The organism is Amycolatopsis pigmentata, from assembly GCF_042684065.1.
GTDB classification, from domain to species: Bacteria; Actinomycetota; Actinomycetes; order Mycobacteriales; family Pseudonocardiaceae; genus Amycolatopsis_E; species Amycolatopsis_E pigmentata.
This window is the reverse complement of the sequence record NZ_JBHUKR010000004.1, coordinates 747473-772573: the sequence shown is the minus strand read 5'-3', so window position 1 is coordinate 772573 and position 25101 is coordinate 747473. Positions and strand designations below refer to the sequence as shown.

The window sequence follows — 25101 nt, the reverse complement described above, 5'->3', positions numbered from 1 at the left end:
GCTCGTTTCCCGCCACGCTCGGATCCGCACAGCCGAGTAGCCCCGCTCATTTCTCCATCAGGCGCGGAGTCAGCGCCGCGCAGATCTCGGCCACCGGTCCGGCGTCCATCAGTTCCTCGTGCCGGCAGTCCACTCTGGTCACCCGGATCGATCCCTCCACACGGGACTCCCAGCTCTCCGGGGTCTCCCAAGGTTTGCGGCCACGGTCGGCGACCACCAGGTCCACCTCGCCGGCGTAGCGGTCCGGCTCTTCGGCCAGCAGACCCTGCACGTTGTTGACCATGACGTCCAGGGCCCGGGACCGTTCGGCGACGGACAGGTAGTGCAACTCGCTGCGGCCGCGACCGAGGTAGCCGAGAACCTGGGCACGCAGGGCCGCGAGGTCGGACCGCGGCCGCACGTCCTGGTCGCCGTAGTACTCGGCGTATCCGGTCAACATGTTGGCCAGCACGTAACGTTCGTCGTGCCGGCCGATCCGCCCGGGCTCCGGCGGATACGTGTCCAGGATCCCCAGCAGGCCCACTCGCTCGCCGGCCCGTCGCAGTTGCACGCCGATCGGCTGTGCGAGGTTTCCCCCGAAGGACCAGCCGAGCAGGTGATAGGGCCCCTCGGGCTGGATGTCGCGGATGGCGTCGGCGCAGTCGGCGGCGATCTCGGCGAGGCTGTCCGGCAGCGGGCCGTCTTCGGTAAGCCACTTGGATTGCAGCGCGTACACCGGGACCCGGGAATCAAGCGAACTCAGCAGGTTGACGTACCTCCAGCTCATCCCGGTGACCTGAGGCAGGCAGAACAACGCCGGTAAGTCGCCTTCGGCGCGTAGCGGCAGCACCCGGTTGAACGCGCCCAGTTCGCCGGCCGCGCGATCCAGCAGCGCGGCGACGCCGGCCGGGGTCGCCGCGCCGGCCACCGCGCGGGCGGTCAGGTCTACGGCCAGCGCCGAGCGCACTCGAGCGGCCAACCGGGCACACAGCGGGGGACTGCCGCCCAGCTCGAAGAAATCATCATCCGGATCGACTTCGGGCACACCGAGTACTTCGGCGAACAGCCGGCACAATACGTATTCCCGCAGGCTTTTCGGTGCGCGGCCGACTGGCCGCACCTCGGCCGGCGGCACGGGCAACCGGGCCCGGTCCAGCTTTCCGTTGGGAGTCAACGGCAAATCGGCCACGGTCACGAACGCCGAGGGCACCATGTACTCGGGGAGCCGGCTGGCGAGATACTCGCGCAGCTCGTCCGCCGAGGCCGGCTCACCGGCCGGCACCACGTAGGCGACCAGCCGGCGCGCGCCGGGCCGGCCCTCGCGTACCACCGCTGCTGCCGCGGCGACCCGGTCATGCCGCCGCAGCACCATTTCGACCTCGCCGAGCTCCACCCGGAAACCACGGATCTCGACCCGGTCCTCCCCGCGCCCGGCCAGATCCAGCCGCCACCGCGTGGCCGTCGGCCCGGCGTCTCGCCGCCACCGCGCGAGATCTCCGGTGCGATACAGCCGTGCCCCCGGCGGACCGAACGGGTTGGCCACGAAGCGTTCGGCGGTCAGCCCGGGCCGGCCGAAATAGCCGCGGGCAAGGCCGGAGCCCGCGATGTACAGTTCGCCGGTCACCCCGGGCGGGACCGGCCGCAGTGCGGCGTCCAGCACATAGGTCCGTACGCCGCGGATCGGCCGGCCGATGCCGGGGGAGCGGTCGCCGGGCCGGTACCGCGCGCAGGTCACGTCAACGGTCGCCTCGGTCTGCCTGTACGCGCTGAGCACCAACCGGTCCCGCGACCAGTGGTCGATCAGTTTCTCGGGGCATGGCTCCGCGCCGGTGATCCACGCACACAGGTGAGGCAGCGACACCGTGGGCACGGCGAGCATCGCCGACGGCGGCACGTGCACGTGGGTGATGCGCAGCCGGTCCAACTCGCCGGCCAGGTCCGCGCCGGCCGGCCGGCGCGGCGGCACCACCAGGCAGGCTCCGGACAGCAGGGCCAGGGTGAGTTCGGCGACCGACACGTCGGTGCCGGGTGAGGCGAACTGGAGCACCCTGGAATCGGAGGTGATCCGGTAGTGCGCGCGCTGGTTGGCGGCGAGGCCGGCCAGTCCGTCGTGGGTGACCACGACCCCGCGCGAGCTCCCGGTGGCGCTGGACGTGTACAGCACGTACGCGGGGTTTGCGGGCCGTAGCGGCGCGGTGCGAACCGCGTCGGTCGGCTCGGTGGCGGGCAGCCCCGTCAGGTCGAGGTCGTCCAGTTCGACGATCTTGGCGCCTCCTCGAACCGGCCCGTCGACAGACCGGGTGGTCAAGACCACCGCCGGAGCGAGGTCGGCGAGCAGGCGGTCGAACCGCGTGGCGGGATCGTCCGGGTCGACCGGCGCGTACGCGGCCCCGGCCTTGGTGACGGCCAGCAGGGCCACCACGAATTCGACGGACCGGCGCAGGGCCAGCGCGACCATGTCTTCCGGCCCGATGCCGAGGCCGATCAGGTAGTGCGCCAACCGGTTGGCGCGCGTGTCCAACTCCGCGTAGCTGACCGTCGCTCCGCCGTCCTCGACCGCCGGGCGGTCAGGGGTTTTCCTGGCCTGGGCCGTGAACAGGGCGGCCAAGGTGGCGGGGGGATCGGCCTCGACGTCGTCACCAGTGGCCACCAATTGGCCGCGTTCCGTCTCGGACAGCAGGTCCAGCCCACCGAGGTGGAGGTCCGGGTTGTCCGCGACCTGCGCCAGCAGCCGCGGCAGCCGGTCCGCGATGGCCTGTGCGGTATCGGCGTCGAAGAGATCGGTCGCGTAGTCGAGCGTGCCGTGAATCCCGTTAGGCTCCCCGTCCGTGAACCGCTCGGCGACGGTGAAGGACAGGTCGAGCCTGGCGACGCCGATGCCGAAGTCCTCGGCCTCCACGCTCAGGCCCGGCATGTCCAGCGCCGGCCCTTCGTTGTTCTGGAACACCAGCATCACTTGGAAAAGCGCGTGCCGCGCGGCGGACCGCGTCGGGTTGGCCATCGCGACCACGCGCTGGAACGGCACATCCTGGTGGGCGAACGCCGCCAGGTCGGCCTGCCGGACCCGGCCGACCAGGTCCCGGAAGCTGGGCTCGCCCGAGGTGTCCGTGCGCAGCACCAGGGTGTTCACGAAGAACCCGACCAAGTCGTCGAGCACCTGGTCGTTCCGGCCGGCGACAACGGTGCACAGCGCTACATCGGTACCCGCGCCCAGCCGGGTGAGCAGGGCGGCGATCGCCGCGTGCACCACCATGAACATGCTGGACTGGCCGGCGCGGGCGAGGCCGGCCAGCCGGCGGTGCACGGCGGCGTCGACATCGAAGGCCACCACGTCGCCCCGGTAGCTCGGCGTCACCGGGCGCGGCCGGTCGGTCGGCAGGTCGAGTTGGCTGGGCAGATCGGCCAGGTAGCGCCGCCAGAACTCCAGCTGGGTGCTGAGCGGACTGTCCGGATCGGACTCCGAGCCGAGCCATTCCCGTTGCCACAGCGTGTAATCCGCGTAGTGCACCGGTAGTGCCGGCCAGTCCGGCAGTCGTCCGGCGCGACGCGCGGTATACGCGCTGACGAGGTCACGGCTCAGCGGCCCGGCGGACCAGCCGTCGCTGGCGATGTGATGGGCCAGCATCAACAACACGTGCTCGCGCGGGCCGGTGGCGAACACCCAGGCCCGTATCGGCAATTCGGTGGCCAGATCGAAGGTGGTGGTCGCGGCCCGCAGCATCGCGGCGGCCAGGTCCTCGCCGGTGACATCGACGAACTCGACCACGGGGCGGGCCTGGGCAGGCGGCAGCACTTGCTGGTAGGGCATGCCGTCCATCTCGACGAACAACGTGCGCAGGCTCTCGTGCCTGCCCACCACATCACCGAGCGCGGCCACCAGTGCCGCCTGATCGAGCTCACCGGTCAGCCGGACCGACATCGGCAGGTTGTAGTTCGCGCTGGGCCCTTCGACCTGGTGCGTGAACCACAGCCGCTGCTGGGCGAAGGACAACGGGAGCCGGTCCGGCCTCGCCGCCCGCCGCAGCACCGGCCTGGCCGTGCCCGCTTCATCCAGCCGTGCCGCCAAAACGGTGGCGGTCGGCGCCTCGAAGACCGCCCGGACCGGCAGCTCCACACCGAACACGGCCCGGACGCGGGACAGCAACCGGATGGCGCTCAGCGAGTGCCCGCCGATGGCGAAGAAGTCCTCGTCCGGCGCGACCCGTTCCCGTTTCAGCACATCGGCGATCAGGCCGCACAGGATTTCCTCTCTCGGATCCCGTAGCCGGGACGAGGAGGGCGCGTCGCCGGTCCGGGCGGGGGCGGCTCCCCGGGACAGATCGCCGAACAGCGTGCCCCGATCGTCTTCGGGCAGAGTGACCGGCCTGCCCAGCGGGGCGTCCGCCGCGTCGATCAGCCGGCGCAGCGCGCGGGCGAACGCGTCCGCGACCCAGTGTGCCGTGGCATCGCCGAACAGGTCCCGCCGGTACTCCAGCACGGCGTGCAGGCGGTCGCCGGTCAGCCTGGCCGCCAAGCGAAGCGGGTAATGCGCGGCGTCGTCGCCGGTGATCCCGGTCAGTCGCAGCCCCGGCGCGACCTGCCGCGCGGACAGGTCGACCGGGTAGTTCTCGAACACCACGAAGGTGTCGAACAGGGTGGCCAGGCCGGTCTGCCGGGTGACATCGGTCAACCGGAGGTACTGGTGCGCCATGAGCCGGGACTGCTCGTCCGCGAGCCGGGCCAGGTTGTCCGCGGCACTCGCCCCGGGCCGCAGCCGGACCCGCACGGGCACCGTGTTGATGAACATCCCGACCATGTTCCCGACGCCGTCGATCTCCGGCGGCCTGCCGGACACAAGGGTGCCGAACACCACGTCCTCGCGCCCGGTGATGGCCTGAAGCACCGTCGCCCAGGCCGCCTGCACCACGATGTTCGCGGTCAGGCCGGTCGACAGGACGAACTGCTGCAGTCTCGCACCCACCTCCGGGTCGAGCCGGACATCGGTCCGCGCGGGCAACTCGGAGCCCAGGCTCGCGTCCGGAGCCACCAGCGTCGGCTGGACCACTTCGGCCAGCGCGACCTGCCACGCTCGCAACGACTCTCCACTGTCCTGTTCGGACATCCAGGCCAGGAAGTCCCGGTAGGGAGTGACCCGTGGCAGCCCGGCCTGGTCGCCATCACTGGTGTAGAGCGCGAACAGGTCCTCTATCAGCACCGCCAAGGACCAGCCGTCGACCAGGATGTGGTGGTTGGTCAGCACCAGCCGGTATTCGTCACTGGCGATCTTGATCAGGGTGAACCGCAGCAGCGGCGGTCGCCCGAGGTCGAACCGGGCCACCCGGTCGGCGGCCAGCAGCGCGCCGAGTTCCCGGTCCCGCCGGCCGGCGTCGAGCGTGGACAGGTCCACTTCGGACCACTCGAGCGGGATCTCGCGGTAGATGACCTGGATCGGCTCGCCCGTCCTGCGCAGCCGGAAACCGGATCGCAGCAACGGGTACCGGCGGACCAGGCTCGCCGCGGCCGTCCGGAGCAGCTCAGGCTCCAGCCTGCCGGTCAGTGCGAGCACGCACTGCGCCTGGTAGACGTCGACCGCATCGTCGTCGTAGGTGGCATGGAAGAACATGCCTTCCTGCAGCGGGGTGAGCGGCACCACGTCCTCGAGCACTGACTTGGTCACTCCAGAGCTCCCTGTTCGGCTTCCAGTTCGGCTTCCAGCTCGTCGATCTCGGCCTGCGCGAGCTCGATCGACAGGTCCGATGGGGTGAGGCCGCCCGCGCTTGGATCCAGCGAGTGCCTGGCCAACGCCCGCAGCACGTCGAACCACGCCTCGGCCAACTCGGCCACGTCGGGCTCGGCCAGCAGCGCCTCGGGCCAGGCCCAGGTCACCGACAGGCTGGGCCCGTCCGGTCCGTCGATCGCCGCCGCGTTGATCTCCAGGACATGCGGTACGGCTTGGGCGGGGTCGAGGATCGGGGGTTTGCCGATGTCATCCACCTGGCCCCAGTCCTCCCCGGCGCTGTCTCCGGAGCTGACCCCGAACCGGCCGACGTAGTTGAACCCCAGTTGCGGGACAGGAAGGGCGGCGAGGGCCGGCGCGGTCTCCGGGTTCAGATAACGCAGCAGGCCGAACCCGATGCCATGGTCGGGTATGGCGCGCAACTGTTCCCTGACCGCCCGGAGAGCGCGGCCGATCGCCGGCCCGCCCGCGCTGATCGCCTGCCTGCCGGCCGGGCCGGGATCCAGCCGCACCGGGTACATGCTGGTGAACCAGCCCACCGTGCGGGACAGGTCGGCTCCGGGTACCACGTCCTGACGGCCGTGGCCCTCCAGATCGAGCAGTACCGCGCCGCCCGTCCGGTCCCGCCACCGGTTGACGGCGATGGCCAGCCCGGTCAGCAGCACATCGGTGACTCCGGCGTGGAACGCCGCCGGCGCCGTGGTCAGCAGCGGCACGGTCTGTTCCACCGGGAGCGAGGTGGACAGATAGCGCAAAGTGCCGGCGACGTCCACCGCCGGGTCAAGCTTTCGGTTGCCCAGCGGCGGCTCGACTCCGGCGAGCAACCGCTGCCAGGTGCCGAGCTCGGCCACCCGGCCCGACCGGCAGGACTCCACGGCCAGCCCTCGGGCCCAGGTCCGGGCCGGGGTCGGCACCGGATCCAGCAGCGGCGTGTCGCCGGCCGCCGCGTGCCGCCAGGCCGATGCCAGGTCCGGTACCAGGATCCGCCAGGACACCACATCGACGGACAGGTGGTGCACGACCACCAGCAGTCGTCCCGGCCGGGCCTGCCCCAGGTCGAACCACACCGCCTGCAACGGCAGGCCGTCCCGTGGGGACAGCCGGTCCCGTGCGGCCTCGGCCTCGGCAGCGGTCGTCGTGGCGATCTCGTCGTCGCTCGCCCCGGCGAGGTCGACCCGGCGCAGCAGCCGGCCGACCGCGGGCTCACCGGCCGGCTGGACGGTGAACCTCCACTGGCCATCCGGGGTGACGGTGAGCCGCTGGCGCAACGATTCGTGGTGGTCGACCACGGCTCGCAGCGCCGCTTCGAGGTCGTCCCGCCGGATGCCGCGAGGCAGGCGCACCGCGACGGACTGGTTGAAACCGTCGTAGTGGTCGGTGAGCTCGCGCAGCCAGCCCATGATCGGCAGGGGACCGAACTCGCCGTCGTCGTCGTCCGGTTCGGCCGCCGGTGATTCGTCCCACGCGGCCACCGAGGCGAGCGCGGCGACGGTGCGCAGTTCCACGACCTCCCGCACCGTCAGGACGAGGCCGGCCCGGCGTGCGGCGGCGACGAGTTCGATGGCGATGATGCTGTCGCCGCCGAGGGCGAAGAAGTCCTGGCCGGGATTGACGTGGGACAGGTTGAGCACCTCGGCGAACAGACCGCGGAGGATTTCCTCACGCGCGTCGCGCGGGCCGTCGGCCACCTCGGCTTCGACCTCGTTGCCGGGCGCGGGCAGCCCGTCCCGGTCCAGCTTGCCGTTGGGCGTCACCGGCAACTTGTCCAGCGTCACGAACGCCGAAGGCACCATGTACTCGGGGAGCAGGCCCGCGACCTGCCGGCGCAACTCGTCCGCCGGAGCCGGCTCGCCGCCCGGTACGACGTAGGCCACCAACCGGCGGTCGCCCGGCCGGTCCTCTCGCACGATCACCGCGGCCTGCGCCACCGCGGGATGTCGCCACAGGGCGGCCTCGATCTCGCCCAGTTCGATGCGGAACCCCCGCACCTTCACCTGCCCGTCCGTGCGGCCGGCGAACACCAGCTCGCCGTGCTGGTTCCGCCGCACCTGATCCCCGGTCCGGTACAGCCGGGTGCCCGGCGGGCCGAACGGGCACGCGACGAACCGGTCCGCGGTCAACGCCGCCCGCCCCAGGTAGCCGCGGGCCAATCCCGCGCCCGCCACATACAATTCGCCGATGACGCCCTCGGGCACCGGACGCAACCACTGGTCCAGCACGAAGACCCGCGTCCCCGCGATCGGACGGCCGATCGGCACCACCGCGTCCCCCGGCGACAACGGTTCGCTGATCGTCACGTTCACCGTCGCCTCGGTCGGGCCATACGCGTTGAACATCCGCCGTCCGGGAGCCCACCGCTCCACCAGTTCCGGCGGGCACGCGTCAGCCCCCACGATCAGCGTCATCCCCTCGGGCAGCGCACCCTCCGGCAAGGTCCCCAACGCCACCGGCGGGATCATCAGATGCGTCACGCCCCGTGCGGCCACCACACCGGGCAACCCGGCCAGGGTCACGTCCGCCAGCACCAGGCACCCTCCACAAAGGAGGGTTCCGTAGATCTCGGCGGCCGCCACGTCGAAGCTGAGCGAGGCGAACTGCAGCAACCGAGTGCCGCGGCCGATGGCGAACCGCTCGCTCTGCTCGGCCACCATGGTCTCGATGCCGCGGTGGGTGACCACCACGGCCTTGGGCCTGCCGGTCGAGCCCGACGTGTAAATGACCCACGCCGGGGAATCGACACTGAGCGGCGCCAACCGCTCGCCGGCCAGGACCGGAGTGTTCGAAAACTCGGCGATCGCCCTGGACACCGCCGGGTCGTCGACCACCACCGGAGGTGAGCCCTCAGGCAGCCGTCCCGCCAATTCCCGCGTTGTCATCACGCACACCGGTGCGGAGTCGGCGACCATGAACTCGAGGCGGTCGACGGGGTAGCCCGGATCCAACGGCACGTAGGCACCGCCGGCCTTGTGCACCGCCAGCAACGCGACCACGAGCTCCGTCGACCGCGGCAGCATCACCCCCACCAAGCGCTCGGGCCCCACGCCCACCGACACCAGGTACCGGGCCAGCCTGTTCGCTCGCGCCTCCAACTCCGCGTACGACAACGACTCGCCCTCCGCGACCACCGCGTCGTCCGCACCCCCCAGCACCACCTGCCTCGCGAACAGCTCAGAGGTGACCGCACTCTGTTCGCCCGGCGACCGATACCGCTCCGCCGGCGAGCGTTGGCCAGTTTTCACCGCAATGTCCCCAGTTCTGTTTCCAGTTCATCGATCTCACCCTGATCCAGGGCCAGTGACAGATCCGACGGGGTGTGGCCACCGGCGGCGAGGCTTTCGACGTGCCGGACCAGCCCGCGTAGCGCGGTCAGCCAGGCCTCGGCCAACTCGCGAACCTCCTCTTCGGCCAGTAACGCCGACGGCCACATCCAGTCGGCCACCAGCCGCGAACCGTTTCCGTCGCGCCTTGCCGCGGCATTGATTTCGAGGACATGCGGAACGGGCTGCTCCGCGTCGCGATGCGCGGGCATGGGTATGTCCGAGACCTGCTCCCAGTCGGTGGGTTCGGCCTGATCGTCCGATACCGAGCTGCCGAACCGTCCGAGATAATTGAACGCGAGTCGAGGACGGGGAAGCGCCGCGAGCACCGGCGCGGTTTCCTCATTGAGGTAGCGCAGCAAGCCATAGCCGATTCCGTTGTCCGGCTGTGTTCGGAGTTGCTCCTTGACCGCCTTGAGCGCTTGGCCGACGCCCGGACCACCGGCTCGCACTTCCTGCCAGTCCACCTGTCCCGGATCGAGCCGCACCGGATAGAGGCTGGTGAACCACCCTACGGTCCGGGTGAGGTCCAGGCCGGGAACGATGTCCTCGCGACCGTGTCCCTCCAGGTCGAGCACGACCTCACTGCCGGAGCGCCTTCCTCCCTGGCAGTGGCCGACCGCGAGGGCGAGCCCGGTCAGGAGTACATCGTTGATCCCGGCGTGAAAGGCGGCGGGCACCGTCGTCAGTAACGCGCCGGTCTGCTCGGCCGTCAGGCTCACCGAAAACGACCGGACTGTCCGCACGACATCGACCGCGGGATCCAACGGACGGCTACCCAGGTTCGGGCCGGCCGGGGCCAGCACCCGTTGCCACAACGCGAGTTCGCGGACACGGCCCGGCCGGCGAGCCTCTTCCGTCAGCGCCCGCGCCCAGGTCGACATCGAAGTGAGCACCGGTTCGACCACAGGGACGTGACCGGCCACCGCGCTTCGCCAGGCCGAAGCCAAGTCCGGCAGCAGAATCCGCCAGGACACCGCGTCGACGGCCAGATGGTGGAGAACCAACAGCAACCGGCCGGCACGGTGTCGTCCGAAGTCGAACCACACCGCTTGGCACATCACACCGTCCGCCGGCCGCAGCCGCAGCCGCGCCGCTTCACCTTCCGCCGTGACCACGGCGGCGAGTTGATCGTCGGCCAGTCCACCGACGTCCACTCGGGACAGCACATCCTCGGCCGAGGTCTGTCCGGAGTCCGCCAGCTTCCATCGACCGTCCGGCGAGACGGTCAACCGCCACCGCAGCGAGCCATGGCGGTCGAGCACCGCTTGCAGGGCGGACCGCAGCTCATCGAGCCGAGCGCCCTTGGGCACCTGCACGGCCACCGACTGGTTGTAGCCGTCGAACGGTCCGCCGAGTTCGGCCAACCACGCGATAATCGGTGTCGGATCCAGCTCGCGGTGGTTCTCGTCGTGGCCGGCCGGGCCGGAGTCCACTTTGGTCGCCACGGAGGCAAGGGCCTCGACCGTGCGGTGGAGAAAGATGTCGCGGACGGTCAGCCCCAGGCCTGCGCGCCGGGCACCCGCGACCAATTCGATGGACAGGATGCTGTCTCCACCGATGCGGAAGAAGTCCTGGCCGGCATGGACCTCGGCCAGCCCCAGCACATCGGCGAAAACCCGGCAAAGGGTCTCCTCGCGGTGCCCGCGCGGTCGTCGTTCGACACCGTTGCCGGTTTCCGGCGCCGGTAGCGCGGCATGGTCGATCTTCCCGTTCGGCGTCACGGGCAAGGCCGCCAGCCGCACCAACGCCGAAGGCACAAGGTAATCCGGCAGCAGACCCTCCACCCGCACGCGCAACGCGGCCGGATCGGCACTGGTGACCACATACGCCACGATCCGCCGGTGCCCCGGGCGATCCTCCCTGACCACCACGGCGGCTTGGGTCACCTCCGGGAACGCGGCGAGTACCGCCTCGATCTCACCCGGTTCGATACGGAAACCCCGCAGCTTCACCTGCCGGTCGGCCCGGCCGGCGAATTCAAGCTGCCCTTGGGAATTCCAGCGGGCCAAATCCCCGGTCCGGTACATCCGCGCACCGGGATCGCCAAACGGACACGCCACGAAGCGCTGCGCGGTCAGCGCGGGCCGCCTCAGGTAGCCCCGCGCCAATCCGGCACCGGTCACATACAGTTCTCCGACTACGCCCGGGGCCACCGGACGCAGCGAAGCATCCAGGACATATCCTCTGGCGTTCACGATCGGACGGCCGATCGGCGGTACGACCGTCGCCGGCAACGGCGCGCTCATCGTCGCACACACCGTCGTCTCCGTCGGGCCGTACGCGTTGATCATTCGACGGTCCCGCGAGAACCGGGCGACCAGTTCCGGCGGGCACGCCTCCCCGGCGACCACCAACGTCATACCCGCCGGCAATCCATCCTCGGGCATCGCGCCCAGCACGGTCGGTGGCAAGGTCGCATGCGTCACTCGTCGCCGAGACATCAGTTCCGCCAGTGGTTCTCCCGGAACCAGCCGCGGTGCGGGAGCCACGACAAGGCAGCCACCGGAGAGCACCGCCATGCATATTTCCCATCCGGCCGCGTCGAAACTCAGTGAGGCGAACTGCAGCACCCGGCTGCCCGGCCCCACGACGAGCCGCTCGATCTGGGCAGCGACCAAACTGGCGATTCCGCGATGCGACACCACGACGCCCTTTGGCCGGCCCGTCGAACCCGACGTGTAAATCACCCAGGCCGGGGAATCGACGCCCAACGGTGCGAGCCGATCGGCATCGTCGAGATCCGTCTCCGGCGATGCGGCGATCGCGGCCGCGGTGCCGGCCTCGTCCACCGGCACGACCGTGCCCGGTGCCGATGGCAGGCGCTCCGCGATCGCCATGGTCGTCAGCACACGCGACGGCACCGAATCGCCGAGGATGTAGGCGATCCGGTCCGGCGGATAGTCCGGATCGACCGGCACGTAGGCCGCGCCGGCCTTGTGCACCGCCAGCAACGTCACGATCAACGCCGCCGACCGCGGCAGGGCCACCGCCACCAGTCGTTCCGGCCCGACCCCACATCCCACCAGGTACCGCGCCAGTCGATTGGCGCGCGCGTCCAACTCCCGGTACGACACGGTCTCGTCCTCGAACACCACCGCCGGCGCGTCCGTTCCCCGTGCGACCTGCTCGGCGAACAACGCCGGAATCGTCGCCACCGGCACTGTCCGGTCCGTCGCGTTGTAGTCCGTCAGCAACAGCCGGCGTTCGCGCTCGGACAGTACCTCGACCTCACTCAACCGGAGATCGGGAGCCGCGACGACGGCCGACAACAACCGGGTCAGACGCGCGGCAAGCCGCACGACCGAATCGCGGTCGAACAGGTCGACCGCGAACTGCAGAACCCCATCGATGCCGTCCGGGCGGCCTTGCCCGGTACGCTTTTCCTCCAGCCCGAACTGAAGGTCCAGCTTCGCCCCGCCCGAGCCGAAATCCGCGATATCGACCGTCAGGCCGTCCAGTTCCCATTTTTCGTCCGTACCGCTGGAATAGGCCAGACTGACCTGGAACAGCGGGTGGTGGGCCAGCGAGTGTTCCGGTTGAAGGACCTCGACCAGCCGATCGAAGGGCACATCCTGATTGGCGTAAGCGGCTATATTGGCCTTCCGGACCCGGGCCAGCAGTTCGCTGAAGGTCGGATCGCCCGATGTGTCGTTGCGCAGCACCAGATTGTTGGAAAAGAAGCCGACGAGATCATCCAGTGCGCTGTCGGCCCGTCCGGCGACCGGGCTGCCGATCAGGACGTCGGTGCCCGCGCCCAGTTTGGTCAGCAGAGCCACGATCGCGGCCTGCACGACCATGAACATGGTGACATCGTGGCCGCGCGCCAGTTCCGTCATGGCGGCATGGGTCGCGGCGTCCACCATGAAGCGCACGTCATCGCCTCGGTGGGTCGGCACGGCCGGATGCGGCCGATCCGCCGGCAAGGAAATCAACTGCGGAGAATCGGCGAGCGTTCGCCGCCAGAACTCCACCTGCCGGCCGATCGGACTGTGCGGGTCGTCTTCCCCGCCGAGAATCTCCCGCTCCCACAGGGTGTAGTCGACGTACTGCACGGGGAGATCGGTCCACGATGGTGCCTCGCCGGCCCGCCGAGCGGCGTAAGCGGAAGCGAGATCCCGGCTCAGCGGCCCCAGCGACAGACCGTCCGCGGCGATGTGGTGTATCAGCAGCAGCAACACGTACTCGGCGTCGCCGAGCACGAACAGGAATGCCTTGACGGGAATTTCGACGGCCAGTTCGAAGGCGTAGTCCGCCGCCTCGTGCACCGCGGCAGGCAATCCGGCCTCGTCGACGTCGACGGCCACCAGCTCCGGGCACGCCTGGCCGGGGTCGAGAACGCTTTGGCACGCGATTCCGTCATGTTCGGGAAACACCGTGCGCAGCGTTTCGTGCCGGTGCACGACGTCGGCCAGCGCCGATTCGAGTGCCGCCCGGTCGAGATTCCCGGACAGCCGCAGCGCGATCGGCATGTTGTAGGTGGGGCTGGGACCTTCCAGCTTGTGCAAGAACCACAGTCGGCGCTGGCCGAACGACAACGGCACGTACCGCGGACGCTCGACGGGCACCAGCGCCGGGCGGCCCGTGTCGGCGCCATCGAGCGTGGCCGCCAGTCGCGCCACCGTCCCGGCCTCGAAGATCGCCCAGACCGGGATTTCACGCTGGAACACCAGCCGGATCCTGCTGGCCAGCCTGATCGCCAGGATGGAGTGACCACCGAGGTCGAAGAATCCGTCGTCGATCCCCACCGAGTCCAGTTCCAGCACTTCGGCGAACAACCCGCACAGGATCTCTTCCTGGGCGGACCGTGGAGCCCGGGACGCGGCCGAACCGGCTACCGTAGGCGCGGGCAAGGCCCTCCGGTCGATCTTTCCGTTCGTCGTCAACGGCATTTCGTCCAGCACGGTCACCACCGCCGGCACCATGTATTCCGGCAACCAGCGCCGCAGGTAGGACCGCAGTGACCGACCCAGCACGTCGGCCTGGTACGGCCTGGTGGGATCGTTCCCGTGCCCGGCGAGCGGCCGGTTCCCCGCCACGGGGGGATACACGATCCCAATGGCGCCAACGGCATTCGACGAGTCGCGGGTGAAAACGGCGTCGATACTGCCGTCTTCGGCGCCGAGGGACCAGGCGACGCCGGTAGAAAACCCGTTCCGGCTACCCAGTTCGTACAACGCATCCGGGTCGACCGGTGCCGTCGGCGACGCCGGGGCCTGTTCGTCGATGGCGGACAGTGCGGCCAGTTCCCGCACCAGGCGGGCATTGGGCATGCCGGTCACCCGGACCGCCGTCGCGCCGGACGCGACCAGCCGGGCTTCCAACGCCACGAGGTCGGCCACGTCGGCACCCCACCGCAGTTCCGGCGTCTCGCCGACCGGCTCAGGGCCGGAGCCGTTGGTCCTGCGCAACACAACGTCGTACCGGTAGCGGCTCAACTCGTTCGGTGGCACGCCTCGCTTGACACCGATCTCCACCGCCGGCGCATCGGGGAGCACCTGACCCAAGGCCGGAAAGAACTCCGGATCGATCAGCAGTTCCTTTTCCCGCCGAACGGCCTGCGACACGGATCGGTGCCATTGCGCCGGATCCTCGTCCGGATGGCGGCTCACCTCGACGGCCGCCCGGAAGCACCGTAGCAATCGGTGATTCCGCACATCTCCGACGAACACCGCACCGCCCGGGATCACCAGGCTCAAAGCCTGTCGGAGCACCGACACGAGATAGTCGACGTTCGGGAAGTATTGCACTACCGAGTTGATGACGATGGTGTCGAAGAACTCCGCCGGAAGGCCGTCGAAGCAGTCGGCGGGTTGCGCTCGCAACACGACCCGATCCGCGAGATCCGGATTTCCGGCGATGATGTCCTCCAGCGCCGTCACGGCGATGGACGAGAAATCCGTTGCCCAGTATGCCTCGCTGTCCGGAGCCAGCTGGGACAGCAGCAAACCGGATCCCACGCCGATCTCCAGTATGCGCCGTGGTCGCAGTCCCCGGATTCGCGTGACCGTCGTGTCCCGCCACGCACGCATCTCGGAAAGCGGGATCGGCGCGTCGTCGTAGCTGCTTCGCCACACCGAGAAGCTTTCACTGAAATCGCCGGACTTCGCTTCTTCCTCGTACGCGGAATCGTAGACCTGCTGCCAGTCGCCGACCTTTTGTCGTACGGCGGATTCATCGTCGGCGGATTGTGAGCGGTCAAGCGGGGTGACGTAGGCGATCAGTTGTTGGTGGTCGCCGGCGACAACGGCGGACTGAGCGACATCGGGGTGGCGCGAAAGCACGTTCTCGATCTCGCCAAGCTCCACCCGGAACCCGCGAAGTTTGATCTGGTGGTCGACTCGGCCGACGAATTCCAGCTCACCGCCCGAGTTCCAGCGGGCGACATCGCCTGTTCGGTACATTCGCGTCCCTGGCCCGCCATAGGGGTTCGCGACGAATCGCCCGGCGGTGAGTTCCGGCTGTCCGAGATAGCCACGGGCCAGGCCGTCACCGGCGAGGTACAGTTCACCGGCCACCCCGATCGGCACCGGACGCAACTCGCCATCCAGCACGTGTGCCTGGGTGTTCGCGATCGGGCGACCGATCGGCGGGGTGCGTTCGTCGGCGCGCACGGTGGCGGTCGTGGACCAGATCGTCGTTTCCGTCGGGCCGAACATGTTGGTGACCACGGCCGAACGCTCGCGCATCCGGGCCGCCAGCCCAGCGGGCAGTGCTTCGCCACCTACCAGCATCCGCACGTCCCGGAACGCGTCCGTCGTCGTGCCCAACAGCACCTGCCACATCGTCGGCGTGGCCTGCGCGACCGTGCAACCGCGTCGCGCGGCAAGGCCGGCAAGCGCGATCGGATCACGGACCGTCTTCTCCGGCGCGAGGATCACCTGGGCCCCGTGAATCAGCGGCAGGTACAACTCGAGCGCCGCGATGTCGAACGCGACCGTGGTCACCGCCAGCAGGCGGTCCGCGGGAGTCAGCGCGCACGGCGCACGCATCGCGGTGAGGAAGTTCGTCAGGTTCGCGTGCGTCACCACGACACCCTTGGGCACGCCGGTCGATCCAGACGTGTAAATCACGTAAGCCGGATGCTCCGCCCTCAAGGGCTGGAGACGGTCACCGTTGTCGATGTCCGTGGCCGCCTGCCGCGCCAGTCGCGCGACAGTGTCCGGGTGATCCAGCACCAGGCGGCTTCCGGGATATCCCGGAAGCAGGTCAGCGGTGTCCGTGGTGGTCACCATCAGGTCCGAGCCGGCGTCGCCGAGGATGTAGCCGAGACGGTCGGCCGGATATCCGGGGTCGAGCGGTAGATACGTGCCACCGGCCTTCAGCACGGCCAGCAGCGTGACCAGCAAGGTGGGGCAGCGGGGCATCAGGACGGCCACGATCGACTCGGGTCCGGCACCGGACTCGATCAACACCCGCGCGAGCTGATTCGCCCGGACATTCAGCTCCGCGTAGCTCAACTCCCCGTCGTCACAGGCGACCGCGATCGCGCCGGGATCGTCCCGTACCCGGGCTTCGAACATCTCCGGCATGATCTCGGGCGGAATTCCGGCCGCGGTGTCGTTCCAGGCCAGCAATCTGCCGCGTTCGACCGGAAGCAGCACATCATGCGCGCCGATCGGCCGATCGGGATCGGCAAGCAGATCGCTCAGCCATCTCGTCCAGCGGGCCGCGAGGTGCTCCACCGTCGCGCGATCGAAGATATCGGCGCCGTACTCGATCACACCGGTGATTCCCGCGGCGGCGCCGTCCGCGTTCCGCTGTTCGTTCAGCAGGAAGAACAGGTCGAACTTGGCGGTGTGGGTGTTGATGTCCGTGGTGGTCACGTCGAGGCCGGGTAACTCGAAATGTGTGTCCGAGTAGGGGAAAAGTCCGAGCATGACCTGGAACAGCGGGTGGTGTGCGGCAGAGCGGGCGGGGTTGAGGATTTCCACCAGACGCTCGAACGGCAGCTCCTGGTGCGCGTAGGCAGCGAGGTCGGTGGCTCGCACACGATCGAGCAGTTCCCGGAAGCTCGGCTCGCCGGCCGTGTCCGTGCGGAGTACCAGGGTGTTCACGAAGAACCCGACCAGGTCGGTCAATGCTTCGTCGGTACGTCCGGCGGCGGGGCTGCCCAACGGAATGTCCGTGCCGGCACCGAGCCGCGTCAACAGGGACGCCAGGGCGGCCTGCAGCACCATGAAGACCGTGACACCGCTCGATCGTGCCAACCCCACCACGGCGCGATGAACGTCCGCGGACAGCTCCACCTCGACCCGGTCACCGCGATACGTCGCCACCGCCGGGCGTGGACGATCGTAGGGCAGGTCCAGCTGTTCCGGCATTCCGTGCAATTCCCGGCGCCAGAACTCCACTTGGCCGCTCGCGGTACTCGACGCGTCGGATTCCTCGCCCAGCAGTTCCCGCTGCCACAACGTGTAGTCCGCGTACTGCACCGGTAGCGGTTCCCACTCCGGCGCCTTCCCGGCACACCGCGCCTCGTAGGCCGACGCCAAATCTCGCACCAAGGGATTCAGCGACGAACCGTCAGCGGCGATGTGGTGCAACACGAGCACCAACGTGCACTCTTCCGCGTCCGCGACGAGCAACTCGGCCCGCAGCGGAATCTCCGTCGCCAAATCGAACGGGTGGCGGGCAGCGCGCTCGATCGCGTCCGTGAGCCGCGCCGCGGTCACGTCGGAAATCACCAGATCGACGGAAACCTGGTCCAGCACGTGCTGGCGAGCGACGCCATCGACCTCGGGATAGATCGTGCGCAGCGTTTCGTGCCGAGCGACCACATCCCGCAGTGCCGAGGCCAGCGCATCGCGATTCAGCACGCCCCGCAACCGCAAACCGAACGAGATGTTGTATGTCGGACTCGGCCCCTCCAACCGGTGGAGGAACCACAGTCGCTGCTGCGCGAACGACAAGGGCACCACCTCGGCGCGTGCGGCCGGCCGCAACGCGGGCTGCGGTGGCGCGAAGGCGGCATCCAGGCGCGCGGCCAATCCGGCCGCGGTCGGGGTTTCGAACACCGCGCGGACCGTGAGTTCCACGCCCAGTGCCGACCTGACCCGGCTGATCAGCCGGGTCACCAACAGCGAATGCCCGCCCAGTTCGAAGAAGCCGTCATCGACTCCCACCGAGTCGCGCCCCAGGACTTCGGCGAACAGCCCGCACAGGATCTCCTCCCGCGCGCTCCGGTCGCCCTGGTCGGCTGGTCCGGTACCGAGCACCGGTGCCGGCAGCGCGGCACGGTCGATCTTTCCGCTGGAGTTCAAGGGCATTTCCGTCAGGAACACCATCGCCGTGGGGACCATGTAGTCGGGCAGGCTTTCCGCGACGGAGCGTCGAAGATCGTTCGCATCGGGGGTCCGGTCGCCCGCGGGCACCAGATAAGCCGCCAGCAGGCGGTCGCCGGGCCGGTCCTCCCTGGCCACCACCGTCGCTTGAGCGATATCGGGATGGGCGGCCAGCGCTGTCTCGATCTCTCCCAGCTCAATGCGGAATCCCCGGAGCTTGACCTGCTGGTCGGCCCGGCCGAGGAACTCCAGCCGGCCGGCGCGGTTCCACCGCACCAGATCGCCGGTCCGATACATCCGCTCACCCGGCCGGCCGAACGGGGCGGCGACAAAGCGTTCCGCGGTCAGCGCCTGCCGACGGAAATAGCCACGCGCCAGACCGAGACCGGCGAGATAGAGCTCTCCGGGCACGCCGGGTGCCACCAAACGCAGCTTTTCGTCCAGCACGTATGCCCGTACGTCGTCCATGGCCCGGCCGATCGGCACCGGATCCGGCACCGGGTCGCCAGGGCGCAGGACGTGGCGAGTGGCGAAGGTGGTGGTCTCGGTCGGCCCGTAGCCGTCCACAATGGTCAAGCCCGGGCACCGCGCGCGTACTTGCTCGATCGCGGCCGCCGGCACCACGTCTCCACCTGTCCACAGCTCCTGGACGCCGGACAGGCAGTCCGGCGACTCCTCGGCCAGCAGCCGGAAAAGCCCGGCGGTGAGCCATAACGCGGTGACCCGCTGCCGGGTGATGGTGCTCCGCAGGACCCGCACGTCCAGTTCGCCCGGTGGGAGCACCACGACCGTGCCACCGCTGAGCAGCGGCACCCAGATCTCATAGGTGACGGCATCAAAGGCATGCGAGGAATGCAGCAATACCCGGCGATGGGCGTCGCTTCGCCAGCTGTGGTCCGAGGCCAGTCCGACCACATCGGCATGGGTGATGGCAACCCCTTTGGGGTTGCCGGTCGAACCCGAGGTGTACATGACGTAGGCGAGATGTTCGCCGGTCAGCCGCGGGCCCAGGTCCGTGCCGGGCAGTCCGTCGAGCGATTGTTCGTCGACCACCACCACGGTGGCGTCGTGGTCGAATCCGTGCCCCGCCAGGCCGCGATCGGTGATCAGCACGGGCGCGCCGGTCTCACGGACCATCCAGCTCAACCTGGCCCGCGGAGAACTCGCGTGCAGCGGTACATAGGCACCACCGGCCTTGACCACCGCGATCAGGGCGACCACGAGGTCGGCAGAACGTTCCATCAGTACCGCCACCGGGACCTCGGGACCGACGCCGAGACCGGCCAGCCGGCGGGCGAGCCGGTTCGCGCGCGTGTTGAGTTCGGCATAGGACACGGTGATGTCCCAGTAGGTCAACGCGGGCGCCTGCGGGTCGCGTCGCACCTGTCGCTCGAACAACGTCGCCAGGTCGCCGGACGGAGCCGGGCGCTGGGTGCCGTTCCAGTCAACGAGAATCCGCTGCCGTTCGACCGGCTCGAGCAGATCGAGTTCGCCGATGGCCCGGTTCGGGTCGGCGACGGCCGAGGCCAGTACGCGCGTCAATCTGGCCGCGAGGTCATGCGCGGTCGTCCGGTCGAACAACTCCTCGGCGTATTCCAGCGTGCCCTTGATGCCCGCCGGCTCCCCGTCGTCCGCCGACATCTCCGCCACGCCGAACGACAGGTCGAATTTGGCCACGCCGGACAGCGGGGTCGGCAGGACCTCCGTCCGCAGTCCGTGCAGATCGACCCGGTCCTCGTTGGCGTTCTGCAGTACCAGCATCACTTGGAACAGCGGGTGGCTGGCGAGGGTGCGGGCCGGGTTCAGCGACTCGACCACGCGCTCGAACGGCACATCCTGGTTGGCATAGGCGTCGAGGTCGGCGGTGCGCACCCGGGTGAGCAGATCGCGAAAGCTGGGATCGCCCGAGGTGTCGGTGCGCAGTACCAGGGTGTTGACGAAGAATCCGACCATGTCCTCCATGGCCTCGTCCGAACGGCCGGCGACCGCGGTGCCGATCGGGATGTCCGTGCCGGCCCCCAGCCGGGTCAACAGCACGGCGAGCGCGGCCTGCACGACCATGAAGACGGTGGTTCCGGTCTCCCTGGCCAGCCGCACTGCCGCCCGGTGTGCCGCGGCATCCAGGTGCAGCGGGACCTTGTCGCCGCGATAGGAGGCGACGGCGGGACGCGGCCGGTCCGTAGGCAGTTCCAGCACCTCCGGCGCGCCCCGGAGAAACGTGCTCCACTGTGCCAACTGCCGGCTGATGACGCTGTCGGGATCGGTCTCGGCACCCAGCACTTCCCGTTGCCACAGCGCGTAGTCCGAGTACTGCACCGTCGGTTCGCTCCACTGTGGACTTTCCTGCCGGCGGCGGGCCGCGTAGGCGGTGGACAGGTCCCGCAGCAACGGCCGCGTGGACCAGCCGTCGGCGATGATGTGATGCGTCACGACGAGCAGCACGTGCTCCTGCGCTCCGAGCGTGAGCAGTCGCAGCCGCAGCGGGACCTCGGTGTCGATGGTGAAGGGCTGCGCGACGGCCTCGGCAATGGCCGCGTCCAGGCCGTCCGGAGCGATATCGACCACCGGAAGGGTCACCGGCGCGTCGGCGGGGGTCAGCACCCGCTGGTAGGGCTCGCCGTCCCGTTCGGGGAACGTCGTCCGCAACGACTCGTGCCGCGCGATCACGTCGCCCAGCGCGGCCACCAGCGCCGTCCGGTCCAGCGGGCCGGACATCCGCACCGCCAGCGGCACGTTGTAGGTGGGGCTCGGCCCCTCCAGCCGGCTCAGGAACCACAGCCGCTGCTGGGCGAAGGACAGCGGGATCATGAGACCTCCTCGGGCCTTGGCGTCCGGCGCGGTGCCGGCCGCGCCGCCCCGGCCTCGGCCGGCCGGTGAGGGCGGCGACGGTCGCCGATTCGAACAGAAGCGCGGCGCCGGTTCGACGCCGAAGGTGGCACGGATCCGGCTGGTCAGCGGGGCCGCGAGCGACGAGTGGCCGCCGAGCGAGAAGAGTCGTCGAGTGCCCGCGTGAACAGCTCGCGGGGGGCCTCCGCGCGGCCCGGGAGTGCGTCCGGCGCGGGCAGGGCTCGCTCCGCGGACAGCATGGTGGGTTCAGTCGCGCGGGGAGTCCATGAACTCGACGAGGCTCCTCGGGCGCATATCGGTCCAGGTCCGCTCGATGTAGTCCAGGCATGCCTGGCGGGTGTCGCCGCCGTGCTTGACCGTCCAGCCCGCCGGCACCTCCAAAGAGGACGGCCATAACGAGTGCTGGTCCTCGTCGTTGACCAGCACCAGGTAGGTACCGTCTTCGTCCTCGAACGGGTTGGTCATCACCGGACTCCTCGACTCCTCGGCTCAATACCCTGGGCCGAGGTTATGGAGTTCGCTTATCGACGAGTTATCGAGCGCGCCGCAGGTCAGGTTCAGGCACGCGGCCAAGCGTATGTCCACAAAGGACTGACCGAGGAGGGCCGGGTCGGTGTGCGGTACCGAGTCAGGGCAGGAACCCGGACCTCGGGGTAACAGGGCGAGGGCCCGTCCAGCAGCCTACTGGGCATCCGGCATCGCCCGGAGGTAACCCGGATGTCCGCCCGCGGGCCGTCCAAGACGTATAACGACCTATACGGCACCGCTTGGTACGGCGGGCAACACCGCGCCGACAGCCTTCGGGTACAGTGATCACGCGGTCCGCTCAGTTCTGCCTCGGGCCGCGTTCTGTTGTCGACTACCACGCGCCGCGGCCGACCAGGTCCGCGCCGGGCAGGACAACCGCCTACTTATGGAGATTCAGGGCGCCCCGCGTCCACAACTGCTTATGAACACACCTACTTTCACCGAACTCGGCCTGCCCAAGACGCTCGTCGACGCGCTGGCCGCGCAGGGCGTCACCAGCCCGTTCCCCATCCAGGCCGCCACGTTGCCGCACTCGCTCGCCGGCCGGGACGTCCTCGGCCGCGGCCGTACCGGCTCCGGCAAGACCTACGGTTTCGTGCTGCCCGTGCTGGCCCGGCTCGCCGGCGCCCCGGCGCGGCGCGGTTCCGGCCGCCCGCGTGCGCTGATCCTCGCGCCGACCCGCGAGCTGGCCACCCAGATCGAGGGCTCGATCGTGCCGCTGGCCAGGCCGCTCGGCCTCAAGGTGACCACGATCTTCGGCGGGGTCAGCGCGAATCCTCAGATTTCCCGGCTGCGTGACGGCGTCGACATCGTCGTCGCCTGCCCCGGGCGGCTGTCCGACCACATGCGTTCGGGGGCGGTGAAACTCGACGCCGTCGAGATCACCGTGCTCGACGAGGCCGATCACATGGCCGACCTCGGCTTCCTGCCCGAAGTCCGGCGCATCATGGCGGCCACCCCCGTACGCGGCCAGCGGCTGCTGTTCTCCGCCACCCTCGACGCGGGGGTCGACGTGCTGGTCAAGCGGTTCATGGACAACCCGGTCACGCACAGCGTGGACTCGGCTCGGTCGCCGGTGTCGACCATGGCGCACCACGTGCTGCACCTGGAGGAGAGCCACCGGCTGCCGGTGCTGATCGATCTCACCGCGGCACCGGGCCGCACGCTCGTGTTCACCCGCACCAAGCACCGCGCGAAGCAGCTGACGCGCAAGCTCCTCGCGTCCGGCGTTCCGGCGGTCGAACTGCACGGCAACCTCGGGCAGACGGCGCGGACGCGCAACCTGGAGGCGTTCTCGTCCGGGGCGGCGAAGACGCTGGTGGCCACCGACATCGCGGCCCGCGGCATCCACGTCGACGACGTCACGCTCGTCATCCACGCGGACCCGCCGGTCGAGCACAAGGCCTACCTGCACCGGTCCGGGCGCACGGCGCGGGCCGGGGCGTCGGGCACCGTGGTCACGCTGATGACCGACGAACAGGTCTCCGACGTCCGCGACCTGACCCGCAAGGCCGGAATCAAGCCGACCACGACACAGCTCGGCCCCGGCCACCCGCTGCTGTCCGAGCTGGCGCCGGGCGAGCGGTCGTTCACCGCGCCACCCCCGCGGCCGGTCGTGGAGACGCGACCGAAGAAGGTCAGCGCGAACGGCGGGGCGGTACCGTCGCGCGACGAGGATCGCCCGCCCGGCCGGGGCCGTGGCAGCCGTGGCCGGGGCGGGTCCGACGGTGCCCGCCGCGGCGCCGCGGAAGGCCGGTCGCGTCGGTCCCGCACCGACGGGAACCGTGCCGGTGGCGCGTCCGCCGGTCAGCGCCGCCGCTCCGACGAGACCACCGGACATCGCGAGGGTGGTTCCGGGAAGTCCGGTGGGTCTCGAGGTGGCCAGGCCCGTCGCGGTGGCGCCGAGACCACGCGACGCCGTTCGGGTGCCAAGAACGCCCAGTCCGGCAACGACTCCTCCGGTGGTGCTCCCGCTCGCCGCGGTGGTGCCGCCGCCTTCTCGGCCGGCACCCGCGCCGGTTCCCGCCGCTCCCGCTGACCCGCACCGGCCCAGGCGCCGGAGCGTCACACTTCCGGCGCCTGCTTCGTCTTACTGCGTCGTTCGTTACCAATCCGACGGCAGCCACGGCGGAAACCGGTGTCTACAAGCGGGCCGGCCCGGAACGTGTCCGCCTCCTTTCGGCCGGATTGGTACGCGGTCCGAACTGCCGGAGAAGGCGAAGGAAGGGCAATGCCGAAGGTCAAGCTGCTGGTGGCCTGGGTGACGTTGTTGCTGGTGGGCACCGATTTGTTCGTGGTCTCGCCGATGCTCGGGCCGTGGAGCCGCGAGTTCGGGATCGGCCTGGACAGGGCCGGACTCGCGGTCACCGGATTTTCCGTCGCGTACGTGTTTTCCGCGCCGTTCGCCGGTTCGTGGGCGGATCGCCGGGGACGGCGTCTGGCGCTCACCGTTTCCCTGGCCGTCTTCGCCGCCGCGAACCTGGGCACCGCGCTGGCGGCCGGTCCGGTGATGTTGATCGTGGTGCGGGTGGTGGCCGGCATGGCGGCCGCCGGGATCACACCGACCGTTTTCGCGCTGGTCGGCGGCACGGCGGCGCCGGAAATCAAGGCGTGGACGCTGGGGGTGGCCACCTCGGGGTTGTTGTCGGCGCTGTGGCTGGGCGCGCCGGCCGGCGCGCTGCTGTCCCAGTGGATCGGGTGGCGGGCGGTGTTCGGGTGCCTGGCCGGTTTCGCGGTCGTCCTGCTGGTGATCAACCGCGCCTCCTGGTCCGTGGAGCCGGAAACGGCGGACGGTGATGCCCGCCCGGTCGCGGGATCGGCCTGGGACAAGGCGACCGCGGTCCTTCCGACCACGTTGTGGGCGGTCGCGGTGTACGGGGTCTACACCTATCTCTCGTCGGGACTGAGGCTGGGTGAGGGATGGAGTAGCGGTGCCGTCGGCGTGGGACTGGCCACCTACGGAATATGCGCGGTGTCGAGCAGCGTCGCGGGCGGGCGCATCGCCGACCGGTGGCGGCCCCGGCCGCTGATCGTGACCGCGCTGCTGGGGACCGCGGCGGCGCTGCTCCTGCTGGGCGTTGTCGTCGGCGCGGCCGTGCCCGTCGTGGCGGTGGCGCTCGGGGTGTTCGCATCGGCCGCGTACCTGGTTTTTCCGGCACAACAGGCGGAGTTGTTGCGCCGGTTCGACCGGGAACGGTCGGCCGTGCTGGCGTGGAACCAGAGCGCGATGTATGTGGGTATCGCGGCGGGCTCGGCTTTCGGGGGGTTCGTGTTCTCGCGCTGGGCCTTCCCGGTTCTGCCGTTCGCCGCCGCGGTTTCCGCGGCGGCCGGGGCGCTGGTGGCGCGGTGGGTGCACGGCCCGGTGCGCTCCGAGCCCAGCGCCGAACACGCGGGCCGGTATGCGTAGCGCGGCCGGTGGCCGGACTCTAGG

General features: G+C 69.8%; 7 protein-coding genes. 3 read left to right on the top strand and 4 right to left on the bottom strand.

The window, feature by feature from the left end:
* Nucleotides 1–46: 46 nt before the first annotated feature.
* Genes ACFSXZ_RS05325 through ACFSXZ_RS05315 form a run of 3 tightly spaced genes read right to left on the bottom strand, consistent with a single transcriptional unit; the run spans nt 47 to nt 21104 of the window.
* Nucleotides 47–5635, bottom strand: a complete 5589-nt coding sequence (locus ACFSXZ_RS05325) for an amino acid adenylation domain-containing protein (RefSeq protein WP_378261814.1) — start codon at nt 5633–5635, stop codon at nt 47–49.
* On the bottom strand, nt 5632–8934 hold the full coding sequence (locus tag ACFSXZ_RS05320; protein ID WP_378261812.1) for an amino acid adenylation domain-containing protein: 3303 nt from the start codon (nt 8932–8934) through the stop codon (nt 5632–5634). The genes ACFSXZ_RS05325 and ACFSXZ_RS05320 overlap by 4 nt, the downstream gene beginning before the upstream one ends.
* A complete protein-coding gene (locus ACFSXZ_RS05315) occupies nt 8931–21104 on the bottom strand; it encodes an amino acid adenylation domain-containing protein (RefSeq protein ID WP_378261810.1) in 12174 nt (4057 codons plus the stop codon). Before ACFSXZ_RS05315 ends, ACFSXZ_RS05320 begins: the two co-directional genes overlap by 4 nt.
* On the opposite strand from ACFSXZ_RS05315, the gene ACFSXZ_RS05310 reads away from it, so the two are divergent.
* Complete coding sequence (locus tag ACFSXZ_RS05310; protein WP_378261807.1) at nt 21103–21309, top strand: hypothetical protein; 207 nt, start codon at nt 21103–21105, stop codon at nt 21307–21309. The two genes, ACFSXZ_RS05315 and ACFSXZ_RS05310, sit on opposite strands and share 2 nt — an antisense overlap.
* Nucleotides 21310–21389: 80 nt before the next feature.
* Here ACFSXZ_RS05310 and ACFSXZ_RS05305 read toward each other — a convergent pair whose 3' ends face one another.
* On the bottom strand, nt 21390–21608 hold the full coding sequence (locus ACFSXZ_RS05305) for an MbtH family protein (protein WP_378261805.1): 219 nt from the start codon (nt 21606–21608) through the stop codon (nt 21390–21392).
* A gap of 484 nt (nt 21609–22092) precedes the next feature.
* Between ACFSXZ_RS05305 and ACFSXZ_RS05300 the strand changes: the two genes are divergently transcribed.
* Nucleotides 22093–23709, top strand: coding sequence for a DEAD/DEAH box helicase (locus tag ACFSXZ_RS05300; protein WP_378261803.1), 1617 nt, complete (start codon nt 22093–22095; stop codon nt 23707–23709).
* A 192-nt stretch (nt 23710–23901) separates the two neighbouring features.
* Nucleotides 23902–25077 (top strand): MFS transporter, encoded by a 1176-nt coding sequence (locus tag ACFSXZ_RS05295; RefSeq protein ID WP_378261801.1) that lies wholly within the window; start codon nt 23902–23904, stop codon nt 25075–25077.
* Nucleotides 25078–25101 lie beyond the last annotated feature (24 nt).

Bases quoted from the DNA above. Each gene is read 5' to 3' on its own strand.
- ACFSXZ_RS05310 (WP_378261807.1), top strand. From the start codon at position 21,103: ATGAGACCTCCTCGGGCCTTGGCGTCCGGCGCGGTGCCGGCCGCGCCG.
- ACFSXZ_RS05315 (WP_378261810.1), bottom strand. From the start codon at position 21,104: ATGATCCCGCTGTCCTTCGCCCAGCAGCGGCTGTGGTTCCTGAGCCGG.
- ACFSXZ_RS05305 (WP_378261805.1), bottom strand. From the start codon at position 21,608: ATGACCAACCCGTTCGAGGACGAAGACGGTACCTACCTGGTGCTGGTC.
- ACFSXZ_RS05300 (WP_378261803.1), top strand. From the start codon at position 22,093: ATGAACACACCTACTTTCACCGAACTCGGCCTGCCCAAGACGCTCGTC.
- ACFSXZ_RS05295 (WP_378261801.1), top strand. From the start codon at position 23,902: ATGCCGAAGGTCAAGCTGCTGGTGGCCTGGGTGACGTTGTTGCTGGTG.